At 64.0% G+C, this 13,975-nt stretch carries 14 protein-coding genes and 1 pseudogene; 14 read left to right on the top strand and 1 reads right to left on the bottom strand.

The genetic code is table 11. The features are described from left to right. Positions 1-43 precede the first annotated feature (43 nt). The 5 genes and pseudogenes from AC0L3P_RS20365 to AC0L3P_RS20345 all read left to right on the top strand — a co-directional run bounded on the left by AC0L3P_RS20365 (position 44) and on the right by AC0L3P_RS20345 (position 4,433). Entirely contained in the window at positions 44-316 is a 273-nt protein-coding gene (locus AC0L3P_RS20365) for a helix-turn-helix domain-containing protein (RefSeq protein WP_247353060.1), read from the top strand. A gap of 109 nt (positions 317-425) precedes the next feature. Next, entirely contained in the window at positions 426-2,180 is a 1,755-nt protein-coding gene (locus AC0L3P_RS20360) for a SulP family inorganic anion transporter (RefSeq protein WP_473304424.1), read from the top strand. A gap of 93 nt (positions 2,181-2,273) precedes the next feature. After that, positions 2,274-3,107, top strand: a complete 834-nt coding sequence (locus AC0L3P_RS20355) for a shikimate dehydrogenase (RefSeq protein ID WP_473304421.1) — start codon at positions 2,274-2,276, stop codon at positions 3,105-3,107. Positions 3,108-3,172: 65 nt separating this feature from the next. Beyond that, positions 3,173-3,799, top strand: coding sequence for a hypothetical protein (locus tag AC0L3P_RS20350; protein WP_473304419.1), 627 nt, complete (start codon positions 3,173-3,175; stop codon positions 3,797-3,799). A gap of 14 nt (positions 3,800-3,813) precedes the next feature. After that, positions 3,814-4,433 (top strand): annotated as a pseudogene (locus AC0L3P_RS20345) (single stranded DNA-binding domain-containing protein). A gap of 209 nt (positions 4,434-4,642) precedes the next feature. Here the strand turns inward: AC0L3P_RS20345 and AC0L3P_RS20340 are convergent. Beyond that, positions 4,643-5,779 carry an alpha-hydroxy acid oxidase gene (locus AC0L3P_RS20340; RefSeq protein ID WP_473304417.1) on the bottom strand — a complete coding sequence of 379 codons (1,137 nt, stop codon included), beginning with the start codon at positions 5,777-5,779 and terminating at the stop codon, positions 4,643-4,645. A gap of 149 nt (positions 5,780-5,928) precedes the next feature. Between AC0L3P_RS20340 and AC0L3P_RS20335 the strand changes: the two genes are divergently transcribed. The 9 genes from AC0L3P_RS20335 (at position 5,929) to AC0L3P_RS20295 (ending at position 13,866) form a co-directional block, all read left to right on the top strand. Then, positions 5,929-6,096 carry a hypothetical protein gene (locus tag AC0L3P_RS20335; RefSeq protein WP_473288032.1) on the top strand — a complete coding sequence of 56 codons (168 nt, stop codon included), beginning with the start codon at positions 5,929-5,931 and terminating at the stop codon, positions 6,094-6,096. 218 nt (positions 6,097-6,314) lie between these two features. Continuing rightward, positions 6,315-7,658 (top strand): phosphoglucosamine mutase, encoded by a 1,344-nt coding sequence (gene glmM / locus AC0L3P_RS20330; RefSeq protein WP_275172491.1) that lies wholly within the window; start codon positions 6,315-6,317, stop codon positions 7,656-7,658. Between the two features lie 124 nt (positions 7,659-7,782). After that, positions 7,783-9,033, top strand: a complete 1,251-nt coding sequence (locus AC0L3P_RS20325; RefSeq protein WP_473304414.1) for an MFS transporter — start codon at positions 7,783-7,785, stop codon at positions 9,031-9,033. A 235-nt stretch (positions 9,034-9,268) separates the two neighbouring features. Beyond that, positions 9,269-10,105, top strand: coding sequence for an outer membrane protein (locus AC0L3P_RS20320; RefSeq protein WP_275172493.1), 837 nt, complete (start codon positions 9,269-9,271; stop codon positions 10,103-10,105). A gap of 167 nt (positions 10,106-10,272) precedes the next feature. Next, positions 10,273-11,100: an outer membrane protein gene (locus AC0L3P_RS20315; protein WP_275172494.1), complete on the top strand. Its 828-nt coding sequence runs from the start codon at positions 10,273-10,275 to the stop codon at positions 11,098-11,100. Between the two features lie 70 nt (positions 11,101-11,170). Further along, positions 11,171-11,761, top strand: coding sequence for a glutathione S-transferase family protein (locus AC0L3P_RS20310; RefSeq protein ID WP_473304410.1), 591 nt, complete (start codon positions 11,171-11,173; stop codon positions 11,759-11,761). Between the two features lie 25 nt (positions 11,762-11,786). Then, positions 11,787-12,251, top strand: coding sequence for a GNAT family N-acetyltransferase (locus tag AC0L3P_RS20305; protein ID WP_473304408.1), 465 nt, complete (start codon positions 11,787-11,789; stop codon positions 12,249-12,251). Positions 12,252-12,422: 171 nt separating this feature from the next. Next, entirely contained in the window at positions 12,423-12,614 is a 192-nt protein-coding gene (locus AC0L3P_RS20300; protein WP_231170993.1) for a hypothetical protein, read from the top strand. Between the two features lie 79 nt (positions 12,615-12,693). After that, on the top strand, positions 12,694-13,866 hold the full coding sequence (locus tag AC0L3P_RS20295; protein WP_473304405.1) for a phosphoserine transaminase: 1,173 nt from the start codon (positions 12,694-12,696) through the stop codon (positions 13,864-13,866). Positions 13,867-13,975: the final 109 nt, after the last annotated feature.

Raw genomic sequence — 13,975 nt, 5'->3', positions numbered from 1 at the left:
ATGCTTCAGATGTCACTTATAAAGGCTGAAACGTGAGGCCAAGGTGATCACGTCGTTCCAGATGCGGGCAGCGCGCGCGCTGCTTGGCATTGACCAGAGAGCCTTGGCGGAGCTCGCAGGCGTTTCGCTGCCGACCATTCAGCGCATGGAGGCGAGCACCGGCAACGTCCGCGGCGTGGTCGAGACCTTGATGAAGGTGGTCGAAGCCTTTGATCGGGCCGGCGTCGAGCTGATCGGCGAACAGGCGCGCAGCGAAGGCGGCGGACGTGGCGTTCGGCTCAAGCAGCCAGGGCCGCCGCGGCGAGTGGGAGCATGATCCCGCAATGATCGTGCTCGGAAGCAGTCTTAACTAACGCACCGTCGCGCCCCGCTACGCGGCCGCACGATGCATCGAAGCGTTGTGGGCAGCGGAGCAATTTGCTGAAATGAGCATCACAGGCGAACACGCAGGCAAGCTGCACCAGCTTCGTCGGCCGACCTTTACCGAACTCTATCTGCCAAAGCTCGTCACCGTATGGCGCGAGGGCTATGGCCTATCGGATTTCCGCGCCGATGTGTTCGCGGGCCTCACGGTCGCGATCGTCGCGTTGCCGCTGTCGATGGCGATCGCGATCGCCTCGGGCGTGACGCCGGATCGCGGACTCTACACCGCTGTTGTCGGCGGCTTCATTGCGTCACTGCTCGGCGGCAGCCGGTTCCAGATCGGCGGTCCCGCCGGCGCCTTCATTGTGCTGGTTGCGGCGACCGCCGACCGTCACGGAGTCGACGGCGTGATCCTGGCCACGCTGATGGCGGGCCTGTTCCTGATCGCTGCGGGCTTCCTGCGGATCGGCACCTATATCAAGTTCATTCCGTACCCGGTGACGGTCGGCTTCACGGCCGGCATCGCCGTCATCATCTTCGCGAGCCAGCTGCGCGATCTCGGCGGGATCACGCTGGTGGCGAAGGAGCCGAGCGAATTCGTCCCGAAACTCGTCGCGCTTGCGGGGGGCCTGCACACCGTCAATCCGTCGGCCTTGGCGGTCGCGATCGTGAGCATTGCCATCATCGCCGGCCTGCGACGCTGGCGTCCGTCCTGGCCGGGCATTCTGATCGCGGTCGTGCTCGCGGCGGTCGCATGTGCCGTGCTGTCGCTGCCGGTCGAGACCGTCGGATCGCGCTTCGGCGGCATTCCGCGCGAACTGCCTTCGCCGGCCTTGCCCGCGTTCTCGCTTGCGAAGGCGACCGCCGTGCTGCCGGATGCGATCTCCTTCGCGCTGCTCGCCGCGATCGAATCGCTGCTGTCGGCGGTGGTGGCCGACGGCATGACCGGACGCCGTCACCGCTCCAATTGCGAGCTGGTGGCGCAAGGCGCCGCCAATGTCGGCTCGGCGCTGTTCGGCGGCATCTGCGTCACGGGGCTGATCGCGCGCACCGCGACCAACATCCGCGCCGGCGCGCGGGGGCCGCTCGCGGGTATGCTGCATTCGGTCTTCCTGCTGCTGTTCATGCTGATCGCAGCGCCGCTCGCGAGCTACATCCCGCTGGCCGCGCTCGCCGCCGTGCTCGTCGTGGTGGCCTGGACCATGGCGGAGAAGCACGAATTCGCGACGCTCCTGCGCTCGTCATGGGGCGATGCCGTCGTGCTGCTCGCAACCTTCCTGCTCACCATCTTCCGCGATCTGACCGAAGGCATTTTGGTCGGCTTCGCGCTTGGCGCGGTCCTGTTCATCCATCGCATGGCGGAAATGACCGGCATCGAGGAACGTTCGCCGATGGTGGCTGCCGATCGTCCCGACGACGAAAATGGCGAGCGCGTGCCTTACGACCCCGCGCTCGCGGTCGATCGTGACGTGCTGGTCTATCGCATCACCGGCGCGTTCTTCTTCGGCGCGGCCTCGGCGATCGGCAGCGTGCTCGACGGCATCGCCGACAAGCGCAAGGGTTTTGTGGTCGATTTCGCCGCGGTGCCGTTTCTGGATTCGACCGCGGCCAACGTGCTCGGCCGCGTCGCCGCCAAGGCCCACCGGCAGGGCATCCGGCTGTTCATCACGGGGGCATCGCCAACGGTTCGCCGCGCGCTGCTCACCCATGGCGTCACGCCGCCACGCGCGCGTTATCGCGAGACCATCGCGCGTGCGGTCGCCGACATCAAGGGCGGCGCGGCGCACCCCGCAGCTGGTGAGGCGGGCACGACCTAACGTCGAGCCTCTCCCGAGACGGCCCGCGCGCTTGACAGGGCCTGCGGGACGCGAAATGGATCGCCTCCGAAACGACCCGAGGGGAGGACGACCGTGACCAAGGCTCCCGCAGCCTGTCTGATCGGATGGCCGGCCGCGCATTCGCGCTCGCCGCTGATCCATCGTTACTGGCTGCGCGCGCTCGAGATCGAGGGCGGCTATGTCATCGAGGCGGTTCCACCCGATAATTTGCGCGATTTCGTGCTGCGGCTGTCGCTGCGCGGCTTCGTCGGCGCCAACGTCACCATCCCGCACAAGGAGGGCGTACTTGAGCTCTCGACGCCCGATGCCCGCGCGCAGGCGGTGGGGGCGGCCAACACGCTGTGGTTTGCGGACGGCGAGCTGCGCTCGACCAACACCGACGTCGAGGGCTTTATCGGCAATCTCGATGCCAGCGCGCCCGGCTGGGACGCAGCCAGCGAGGCGCTGGTGCTGGGCGCCGGCGGCTCCGCGCGGGCCATCGTGTTCGGGCTGCTCGAACGCGGCATCAAGCGCGTGCATCTCGCCAATCGCACCATCGCCCGGGCCGAGATGCTTGCAAGGCAGTTCGGGCCGAAGGTGCATCCTCTTGCGTGGGACGGGATCGACGACATCCTGCCGCGTGCAAAACTTCTCGTGAACACGACCTCGCTCGGCATGCACGGTCAGCCTTCACTTGACCTTGAAGTGGCGCGCCTGGCGGATGGCGCCGTCGTCGCCGATCTCGTCTATGTCCCGCTGGTGACGCCGTTGCTGGCGGCCGCAAAGGCGCGTGGACTGAAGACCGCCGACGGGCTCGGCATGCTGCTGCATCAGGCGGTCCGTGGCTTCGAGCTGTGGTTCGGCCGGCGACCGCAGGTCACGGCCGAGCTGCGTGCGCTGGTCGAGGCTGATCTCACAAAGACTTGAAAGAATAGCGCGTAACCTCCGGAGTTCTATGTCCGTAAGGGCGATAGGGACAATCGGAGACCATCATGTCTGTTCAACGTGCAACTTTCACACGTCCGCTCATCGCCGTCGCGATGGTGGCCGTCTCGACCCTCTCGGCACTTGCGCAAAGGGCGCCGGTGCCGACGCGCGTGCGCGGCACGATCGAAAGCGTCAATGGTGACACGATGCAGGTCAAGGCGCGCGGCGGCGAGGACGTCAAGCTGCACATCGCCTCCGACGTGAACGTGTCAGGCATTACCAGGATTTCACTTGCCGACATCAAGCCCGGCTCCTTCGTCGGCGCCACCACCGTGCCCGGACCGGACGGCGGCGCGAACGCGGTCGAGGTCCACGTGTTTCCGGAGAGCATGCGCGGCACCGGCGAGGGCTCGCGACCCTACGACCTCAAGCCCAACTCCAGCATGACCAATGCGACCGTGTCGGAGAGCGTGGTCGGCAATGACGGCCATACGCTGCTGGTCAAGTACAAGGACGGCGAGAAGAAGGTGTTCGTCGCCGACAATACGCCGGTCGTGACCTTCGTGCCCGGCGACAAATCCGATCTGAAGGCCGGCGCCAAGGTCATCGCCTTCATGAAGCAGCTGCCGGACGGCTCGTTCGAAACCAACCGCGTCAGCATCGGCCGCGACGGCCTGACGCCGCCGATGTAATAGAGGATAACAACATGACGAAGAGAACCTGGATATCGTTGGCGTGGCCGCATTCGCCGCCTGCATCGTCACGTCATCCGCCCTGGCGCAGCAGACGCCGACGGTGCGCATCCGCGGCACCATCGAGAGCGTCGACGGCAACACGCTCGGCATCAAGACCCGCGAAGGCAGCGACGTGAAGGTGCGCATGACCGACAATGTCGCCGTCTTCGCGGTGGTGAAGACGTCGTTGTCGGAGATCAAGGACGGCTCCTATATCGGCGTCACCGGCCTGCCGGAGCCCGACGGCACCCAGAAGGCGATCGCGGTGCACATCTTCCCCGAAAACCAGCGCGGCGCGGCCGAAGGTTTTCGTCCCTGGGATGCGCGCGCCAACTCGACCATGACCAACGCCACCGTGGCGCAGACGGTGAAGGGCACCGACGGCCAGAACATCACGGTCAAGTACAAGGACGGTTAGAAGAAAGTCGTGGTGCCCCCGGACACGCCGATCGTCACCTTCGTCGCCAGCGACAAATCCGAGCTCAAGCCCGGCGCCAAGCTGATCATTTTCGGTGCGGTGAAGAAGGACGATGGTTCGCTGGAAGCCAACCGCGTCAATGTCGGCCGCGATGGGGTGACGCCGCCGATGTGAGAGTGCTGCTGCGGCGACATCTTCAGTGTCGTCCCGGCGAAGGCCGGGACCCATACCGCGTGATCTATCTTTGGGCGCAGGTCTCAGTACCGCGCGAAGGTTGAATAACTACCGATCTTCGCCAAACTACTCGCTGTGGCTATGGGTCCCGGCCTTCGCCGGGACGACGGCTGAGTTTGAAGCGGCTGCTTTTGACCACACTACGGCGATCACATCGCGATGATATGTTCGTCGATCTCGTCAATCCTGTTGACGCCGCACAGGCCCATGGTTGTGAGCAGCTCCTTCTGGATGATGTCGATCGCCTTGGCGACGCCGGCCTGGCCGCCGGCGCCAAGGCCGTAGGCGTAGGCGCGGCCGATCATGCAGGACTTTGCACCGAGCGCGAGCGCGCGCATCACGTCCTGGCCGGAGCGGATGCCGCCGTCGAACATGATCTCCATCCTGTCACCGACCGCCTCGGCGATCTCGGGCAGCACCTCGATCGATGACGGCGCGCCGTCGAGCTGACGGCCGCCATGGTTCGAGACGACGAGAGCCTGCGCGCCGGTCTTGGCGGCTTCCTCGGCGTCCTCGACGTCCAGAATGCCCTTGATGATCAGCTTGCCCGGCCAGATGCTGCGGACCCACTCGACGTCCTTCCAGTTCAGGGACGTATCGAACTGCGATGCCGTCCACTCCGCGAGGCGATTGAGGTCCCCGGTGTTCTTCACATGGCCGGCGATGTTACCGAAGGTGCGACGCTTGCCTTGCAGCACGCCGGAGACCCAGGTGGGCTTGCTAGCGAAATCCAGCAGCTTCGAGAGCGACCATTCCGGCGGAACCGTCATGCCGTTCTTGATGTCGGCGTGGCGCTGGCCGATCACTTGCAGGTCAACGGTCAGCACCAGCGCGGAGCAGTTCGCCGCGATCGCGCGCTGGATCAATTCCTTGATGAAGCCGCGGTCCTTCATCACGTAGAGCTGGAACCAGAACGGCTTCTCGACATTGGCTGCGATGTCCTCGATCGAGCAGATCGACATCGTCGACTGCGTGAACGGGATACCGGCGGCCTGCGCGGCGCGGCAGGCATGGATCTCGCCATCGCCATGCTGCATGCCGAGCAGGCCCACCGGCGCGAGCATCAGCGGCATGGTCGAGGGCTCGCCGAGGATGGTGGTCGAAGTGTCGCGCTTGGAGACGTCGACCAGGATGCGCTGGCGGAACTTGATTGCCTGCATGTCATCGCGGTTGGCGCGCAGCGTTTCCTCGGCGTAGGAGCCGCGGTCGCAATAATCGAAAAACGCCTTCGGCACGCGGCGCTGATGCAGTGTGCGAAGATCGTCGATACAGGTGATGTGCTTCATGAACGTTTCCCCGGCCCGGCTTGTATCGGAAGAGTCTGCATCGGAAGTCTTGTAGCGGAAGAGGCTTGCATCGGAAGATCGAGGGGTCATCTAGCATGGTTGGATGCACAGCCAAATCGTTTGCAAATCGTTTTGAAGAGGAGGGCGCCATGACCAGGCCGCACACCGGACCGACGCCGGAGGAGATCAAGGAGAAGCATGATCTCGAGGAGGCGCTGGAAGAAGGTCTGGAAGAGACCTTTCCGGGCTCCGATCCCGTCAATGTCACCCAGCCGGCGCCGAGCCGCGGGGACGGCCATGTGAAGCGCTCGGGCTAGCGCGGGTTCCGGCCTGTTCCGGCGACCTGGCCGGAAATATAATGTTAACAGGACGTTATCGGGGCCGGGCAAGCCCGGTTCCGTAATGATTTATCATATTTTTTGAAGCCAAGTTAGCTGCGATGGCTTTATAACACCTCAGCAAATCAGGGATGCGGGTCCCGCCATGGCACCCGGAGGTTGTATTGGGGATCCCTGGTTGTTGCGTGGGGGACGATATGAGCCGCAAATATTTCGGGACGGACGGGATTCGGGGCCGCGCTAACGGACTGATCACGCCGGAGCTCGCGCTCAAGGTCGGCCAGGCCGCAGGCCTCGCGTTTCAGCGCGGTGACCACCGCCACAGGGTCGTGATCGGCAAGGACACCCGCCTGTCCGGCTACATGATCGAATACGCGATGGTCGCGGGCTTCACCTCGGTCGGCATGGACGTGCTGCTGGTCGGCCCGATGCCGACGCCGGCAGTCGCGATGCTGACCAAGTCGATGCGCGCCGATCTCGGCGTGATGATCTCCGCCTCGCACAATCTGTTCGAGGACAACGGCATCAAGCTGTTCGGCCCGCAGGGCTTCAAGCTCTCCGACGACGTCGAGAAGCAGATCGAGCAGCTGCTCGACGAGCCCATCGACAAGCGTCTCGCCCAGAGCGCCAGCCTCGGCCGCGCCCGCCGTATCGACGGCGTGCATGATCGCTACATCGAATTCGCCAAGCGCACGCTGCCGCGCGATCTGTCGCTCGACGGCCTGCGCGTCGTGGTCGATTGCGCCAATGGCGCCGCCTACAAGGTGGTGCCGGAAGCGCTGTGGGAGCTGGGCGCCGACGTGATCCCGATCGGCGTCGAGCCCGACGGCTTCAACATCAACAAGGAATGCGGCTCCACCTCGCCGGAAGCGCTGTCGAAGAAGGTCCGCGAGATGCGCGCCGACATCGGCATCGCGCTCGACGGTGACGCCGACCGCGTCATTCTGGTCGACGAGCGCGGCCACATCGTCGACGGCGACCAGCTGCTCGCGGTGATCGCGCAGAGCTGGAAGGAAGACGGCCGGCTGTCGCGATCGGGCATCGTCGCCACCGTGATGTCGAACCTCGGCCTCGAGCGCTTCCTCAATGCGCAGGGGCTCGATCTCGTGCGCACGCCGGTCGGCGATCGCTACGTGCTCGAGCAGATGCTGAACGGCGGCTACAATCTCGGCGGCGAGCAGTCCGGCCACATCATCCTGTCCGACTACGCCACCACCGGCGACGGCTTCGTGGCCGCATTGCAGGTGCTTGCCGTGGTGCAGAAGCTGCGCCGGCCCGTATCGGAAGTCTGCCACCGCTTCGATCCGCTGCCGCAAATCCTGAAGAACGTCCGCCACAAGGGCGGCAAGCCGCTCGACAATTCCGACGTCAAATCGGCGATCTCCGACGGCGAGCAGCGGCTCAACGGCCACGGCCGTCTGCTGATCCGCTCCTCCGGCACCGAGCCGGTGATCCGCGTCATGGGCGAGGGCGAGGATCGCATCCTGGTCGAGGACGTCGTCGATACCATCGTCACCGCGCTCGGGCAGGCCGCGGCTTAAGGCGCATCGCGAAGCACGATCGTAGCCCGGACGCATCCCAGCCATCGACGATTGGCGGTGGATCGGTCGCCGCGCGCAGCGTAACTAGCAGGTCGCGGCAATGTGCCGCGCCTGGATCGATCCATTGAACAAGCCTGTCGTCGTCTCAGAGGAAACGCTGACCGAGCCCGTCATCGTCAGCGACGTGACGCCGGCGGCGAAGTCAGCGGCAGGGCCGGCCTATGTCGTGCTGGCCGGCATCAGCTTCTCCCACTTCCTCAACGACACCATGCAATCGCTGATCGCCTCGGTGTATCCGATCCTGAAGGACACCTACGCGCTCGACTTCGCGCAGATCGGCATGATCACGCTGGCCTTCCAGTTCACGGCCTCGCTGCTCCAGCCGGTAGTCGGCCACTACACCGACAAGAAGGCGCAGCCTTATTCGCTGTCGATCGGCATGGCCTCGACCTTCTTCGGTCTGTTGCTGCTCAGTGCCGCCCACCAATATCTCGTCATCCTCGTCGCCGCCGCGCTGGTCGGCCTCGGCTCGGCGGTGTTTCACCCGGAGTCGGCGCGCATTGCGCGGCTCGCCTCCGGCGGCCGCTACGGTTTTGCGCAATCGGTGTTCCAGCTCGGCGGCAGTTTCGGCACCTCGATGGGACCGGTGCTCGCCGCGCTCATCGTCGTGCCGTTCGGGCAGGGCAGTATCGCCTGGTTCTCCTCGATCGCCTTCCTCGCGATCCTCATCCTCTGGCGCATCGGCCGCTGGTACGAACCGCAGATCAAGGCGAAGAAGACCGCGGTCGCTCAAGCCCATCCCGACGCGCCGAACTCGCGTCGAGTCGTCGTTGCGCTGCTCGTGCTGGTCGCACTGCTGTTTTCGAAACAGCTCTACGTCTCGAGCCTGTCGAGCTACTACATCTTCTATCTGATCGACCGCTTTGGCGTGTCGACGCAAGCCGCGCAGATGTATCTCTTCATTTTCCTCGCGGCGAACGCGGTCGGCGCTTTTCTCGGTGGTCCCTTGGGCGATCGCTTCGGCCGCAAGATCGTGATCTGGATCTCGATCCTGGGGGCGCTGCCGTTCACACTGGCGCTACCCTATGCCGGGCTGTACGCGAGTGCGGTGCTGTCCGTGATCATCGGCCTGATCATCTCCTCGACGACCTCGTCGATCATCGTGTTCGCGCAGGAGCTGGTGCCGCATCGCTTCGGCATGATCTCCGGCGTGTTCTTCGGTGTTGCGTTCGGTATCGGGGGCCTTGGCGCCGCCGTGCTTGGCAAGCTCGGCGATCACACCTCGATCGAGTTCGTCTACCAGGTCTGCGCCTATTTGCCGGCGATCGGCCTGCTCGCGGTGTTCCTGCCCAAGCTGCCGCGGCACGCGCGTTAATATATCCTGTCTTGCTGCAACGCGGCTTCATACATCGTTAGGAAACGCGGCGAAGAGGTCGCATTTGGCGCTGCATTTTTGCAACGCTCGCGCCGCACGCGCGTGTGAGTTGAGAAAAAATCAACCTTAAAAATTAGGGTTAAGTGGCGCTTAAACATTTGCTGGCATCGTCCCGACCGTGAGTTTCCAGAACGTGAGGCGCCGTATTGCCTCACCGGCCAAAAGGACGAAGCCAATGCGTAGCGTTAAGTCTCTCCTTGCCGCGGGTGCGGCAACCCTGATCTCCTCGATGGCGTTCGCCGCCGACATGCCGATCGCGGCGCCCCCTCCGATGTACGCGCCCCCGGCGCCGCCCGCCGATTTCGGTGGCTGGTATCTGCGCGGCGACGTCGGCATGACCAATCAGAGCGCCAAGCGCATCGACAGCGCGACCGCGCAGGCGTTCCCGACCCAGACCGTCGGTCTCGGCTTCGATTCGTCGCCGCTGTTCGGCCTCGGCGTCGGTTATAAGTTCAACAACTGGTTCCGCACCGATTTGATCGGCCAGTATCGCGGCAAGGCCAATCTGCATGGCTCGGACAACGTCACGCTCGGAGCCGCCGATTTCGAAGCCAACAACTACTCCGGCAGCAAGTCCGAGTGGGTCGTCATGGCCAACGCCTACGTCGATCTCGGCACTTGGTGGTGCATCACCCCGTTCATCGGCGCCGGTGTCGGCGGCTCGTACAACAAGCTGAGCGGCTTCCGTGACGACGGCACCCGCATCAATGCTGGCGGTCTCTCCAACAGCGTGACCTACTTCGCCGACAACGGTAAGTGGAATCTTGCCTGGGCGGCTCATGCCGGTCTTGCCTACAAGGTCAGCCCTGGCCTAACCGTCGAACTCGCCTATAGCTACATGGATCTCGGCGACGCGAACCCCGGCAACTTCCGCGCCTATGACAATAGCATCTCTGGCGCGTCGACGATCAAGGTCAAGGACATCACTTCGCATGACGTGAAGCTCGGCGTGCGTTGGGACCTCAGCAGCCCGCCGGCCTACATGCCGCCGCCGCTCGTCACCAAGGGCTGATCGTCCGCCTGATCGGTTAGGACTTCTTAACGGCGCGGGATCATCCCGCGCCGTTTTGCTTTGCGTATTTTTCATGGCGACCGGCGACGAAGGGCTCCGACGCAACCATTGGTTAAGGTTAACGGGCCATGATCACGAGCGAAAGTTCGAGTTCGATGGAGCGTTCGATGCGTAGGCTATTGTTGGCGGCGGCGATGTTGGGGACGGTCTCTGCGGGGCACGCGGCCGATCTCTCCGATCTTCCCATCCTGCGCGGCAGCTTCACCGACGGCTTGAGCAAGTCCAACGTCAACTGGCAGGGAAGCTATATCGGCGCCCAGGGCGGCTATGGCTCGTCGGACGAGAACTTCAGAGGCTCGACCAGCAATATGATGGCGGCGTTGCTGGCCGATACCTTGGTCGAAAATGAGATGGGCGTATCGCAGTGGAACCTCGGACTTGGCAAGGCTTCACAACGCAACAGCGGCTACGGCGCTTTCGTCGGCTACAATGCCCAGTGGGACGATGTCGTACTCGGCCTCGAGATCAGCTACTTGCACGGCAAGTTCGGTGGATCGGCGTCGGCCTCGGAGCGGCGCGTGAGCGCCCTCGCTCTGTCGGACAACAATTTTCACGACGTGACGGCGACCTCCACGTCATCGATCAACATCAGCGACATGGCGACATTTCGCGGCCGCGCAGCTTACGCCTGGGGATGCTTTCTGCCCTACATGTTCGCGGGTCTCGCACTCGGAAATGCCGACATCATCCGCACGGTCAGTGCGCAGGACCGCATCAGCGCGACCCAGCTCGGCACCTATACTCCACTCGCGCTGCTGAGCTCGACGGAGGCCCAGCATAACCATTTGATCTACGGCTACAGCGCCGGTCTTGGTGTCGACGTCAATCTGGTCGGCGGCCTGTTCTTCCGCGGTGAGTACGAATATATCCGCTTCAGCTCGGCGGTCGACACCAGCATCAACACCGTCCGCGCCGGTCTCGGCTACAAATTCTGACGCGCCCGCGCGGGCCGATTGACAGGCCGCCTCCGTCCTGATGCTCTGTCGCTGAACGCGGGGGGCAGCGATGCGGATCTACGGCGATAGCAATTCCGGCAATTGTTTGAAGGTGAAGTGGGTCTGCGACAAGCTCGCGGTGCCCTACCAGTGGATCGAGATCGACACCCGCAAGGGCGAGAGCCGCACGGCGCAATTCCTCGAGATGAACGGTGCCGGCCAGGTGCCCACCGTTGCTTTCGACGACGGTCGCACGCTGGCGCAATCGAATGCCATCATCCGCTATCTCGCGCGCGACAGCGCGCTCATACCGGGCGATGCCTTCACTGCCGCCAAGATGGACGAATGGCTGTTCTGGGAACAATACAGCCACGAGCCCTACATCGCGGTGTGCCGCTTCCAGCTCGTCTATCTCGGCAAGGACGCCTCCGAGCTCGATCCTGAAAAGGTCAAGCGCGGCTATGCGGCGCTCGACCGCATGGAGCAGCATCTCTCCGGCAACCGTTTCCTCGCCGGCGATGCGGTTTCGCTCGCCGATGTCTCACTGCTCGCCTATACCCGCGTTGCGCATGAAGGCGGCTTCGATCTCGGTCGTTATGCCGCCATCCGCCGCTGGATCGCCGAAGCCGAGACCTTTCTCGGGCTTCCCAAGGTGCGCTAAGGCGCGCTGAGGCAGGAGTAACTTAATGAACGCCGAATCCGTCTCCATTCGTCCCGCGCGCCGCGAAGACGTTGCTGCGATCGTGACGATGCTCGCCGACGATCATCTCGGGCGCGCACGCGAGCGCGTGGAAGACCCGCTGCCTGCGTCCTATTACGAGGCATTCGCTCGGGTCGAGCGCGATCAAAATCTCCAGCTCGTGGTTGCCGAGAACGAGGGCAGGGTGGTCGGCTGCCTGCAACTCGCGATCCTGCCGGGTCTCAGCTCGCAAGGCGGCCTCCGCGGTCTGCTCGAAGACGTCCGCGTTGCTTCCGATTGCCGCAGCCGCGGCATCGGCGAGCAATTGGTGCAATGGGCGGTGACGGAAGCGAAAGCGCGCGGCTGCAATCTGGTCGAACTGCTGACGCATCAGACGCGAACAGATGCGCAGCGCTTCTACAAGCGGCTTGGGTTCACGGCGAGTCACGTCGGCATGACTGTCCGCTTTTGACGCAGCACGCTATGAGCCTTGCGCGATCAGCGAAATCGGATCGCGCGTACGTTCATATTAAGAGCTGATAAACCACCGCTACGGCGTTCACGTTGGTGAAGGAACGAACGGTGCTACGGGACGTCGAAACCGGGCTCGATCGGTTCGGGGATTTCGATGACAAGCTATTCGATGATCAAGGTCGGCAACGACTACGTCGTGCAGGCCAATGACAAATGCATTTTGAAAGTCGGCAGCCGTCGCCGCGCCGCGCAATTGATCAGCGAAGCCACGGACTTGTTGAACGCACTCGCCGCCGTCGAATCCCCTAAAATCGCACCGGAAGCGCCATCACTCGCGCGTGAGGCCCCGGAACTTCCTTGACTGGTCTTCCCGATTCCCGTATCAGCCGCGGCGGGACACCTCCCCCCAACGGGAGGCTTACTATCTGGAAGGGTAGACGATGACTGTAGCGAAGCCCGCTTCGCGGCCGAACGTGCCGCATTTTTCCTCCGGCCCCTGCGCCAAGCGCCCCGGATGGAATGCCCAAAATCTCAAGGACGCAGCGCTCGGCCGTTCGCATCGCGCGAAGGTCGGCAAGACCAAGCTCAAGCTCGCGATCGATTTGACGCGCGAGGTGCTCGAAGTGCCCGCCGATTATCGCATCGGCATCGTGCCGGCCTCCGATACCGGCGCGGTCGAGATGGCGCTGTGGTCGATGCTGGGTGCGCGGCCCGTCACCACGCTCGCCTGGGAATCCTTCGGCGAGGGCTGGGTCAGCGACATCGTCAAGGAATTGAAGCTCAAGGACGTCACCAAGCTCAACGCGGCTTACGGTGAGATCCCCGACCTCTCCAAGGTCGATCCGAAGTCCGACGTCGTCTTCACCTGGAACGGCACCACCTCGGGCGTGCGCGTGCCGAACGCCGACTGGATCAGCGCGACCCGCGAAGGCCTGACCATCTGCGACGCCACCTCGGCCGCGTTCGCGCAACCCCTCGACTGGGCCAAGCTCGACGTCGTCACCTTCTCCTGGCAGAAGGCGCTCGGCGGCGAAGCCGCGCACGGCATGCTGATCCTGTCGCCCCGCGCGGTGGAGCGGCTCGAAACCTACAAGCCGGCCTGGCCGCTGCCGAAGATTTTCCGCATGACCAAGGGCGGCAAGATCAACGAAGGCATTTTCGTCGGCGAGACCATCAACACGCCGTCGATGCTCTGCGTCGAGGATTATCTCGACGCGCTGAACTGGGCCAAGTCAATCGGCGGCCTGAAGGCGCTGATCGCGCGCGCCGACGCCAACACAAAGGTGCTCGCGGACTGGAAGGCGAAGACGCCCTGGATCGACTTCCTCGCCAAGGACGCCGCGATCCGCTCCAACACTTCGGTGTGCCTGAAGTTCACCGATCCCGCGATCACCTCGCTCTCCGAGGACGCGCAGGCCGACTTCTCCAAGAAGCTGGTGACGCTGGTCGAGAAGGAAGGCGCGGGCTACGACTTCGCCTACTACCGCGATGCGCCCGCCGGCTTGCGCATCTGGTGCGGCGCCACCGTCGAAGCCAGTGATGTCGCGCTGCTGACCCAGTGGATCGACTGGGCCTTCGCCGAGACCAAGGCCACGCTCGCCAAGGCGGCGTAAGCAAGCTTCGCTCGTCGCGTTATCTCATCTCGTCATGGCCGGGCTTGACCCGGCCATCCATCGAAGAGAATGGATCCGCGGGGCAAGCCCGCGGATGACGGTCTCAGAT

It is taken from the genome of Bradyrhizobium sp. WSM4874 (assembly GCF_055811835.1).
The sequence above is the reverse complement of the archived record's forward strand: the minus strand, read 5'-3'. Positions and strand labels throughout refer to the sequence as shown.

Excerpts from the sequence above, each read along its gene's own strand:
- AC0L3P_RS20360 (WP_473304424.1), top strand. The coding sequence starts at position 426 with ATGAGCATCACAGGCGAACACGCAGGCAAGCTGCACCAGCTTCGTCGG.
- AC0L3P_RS20350 (WP_473304419.1), top strand. The coding sequence starts at position 3,173 with ATGTCTGTTCAACGTGCAACTTTCACACGTCCGCTCATCGCCGTCGCG.
- AC0L3P_RS20340 (WP_473304417.1), bottom strand. The coding sequence starts at position 5,779 with ATGAAGCACATCACCTGTATCGACGATCTTCGCACACTGCATCAGCGC.
- AC0L3P_RS20335 (WP_473288032.1), top strand. The coding sequence starts at position 5,929 with ATGACCAGGCCGCACACCGGACCGACGCCGGAGGAGATCAAGGAGAAG.
- glmM (WP_275172491.1), top strand. The coding sequence starts at position 6,315 with ATGAGCCGCAAATATTTCGGGACGGACGGGATTCGGGGCCGCGCTAAC.
- AC0L3P_RS20320 (WP_275172493.1), top strand. The coding sequence starts at position 9,269 with ATGCGTAGCGTTAAGTCTCTCCTTGCCGCGGGTGCGGCAACCCTGATC.
- AC0L3P_RS20315 (WP_275172494.1), top strand. The coding sequence starts at position 10,273 with ATGCGTAGGCTATTGTTGGCGGCGGCGATGTTGGGGACGGTCTCTGCG.
- AC0L3P_RS20310 (WP_473304410.1), top strand. The coding sequence starts at position 11,171 with ATGCGGATCTACGGCGATAGCAATTCCGGCAATTGTTTGAAGGTGAAG.
- AC0L3P_RS20305 (WP_473304408.1), top strand. The coding sequence starts at position 11,787 with ATGAACGCCGAATCCGTCTCCATTCGTCCCGCGCGCCGCGAAGACGTT.
- AC0L3P_RS20300 (WP_231170993.1), top strand. The coding sequence starts at position 12,423 with ATGATCAAGGTCGGCAACGACTACGTCGTGCAGGCCAATGACAAATGC.
- AC0L3P_RS20295 (WP_473304405.1), top strand. The coding sequence starts at position 12,694 with ATGACTGTAGCGAAGCCCGCTTCGCGGCCGAACGTGCCGCATTTTTCC.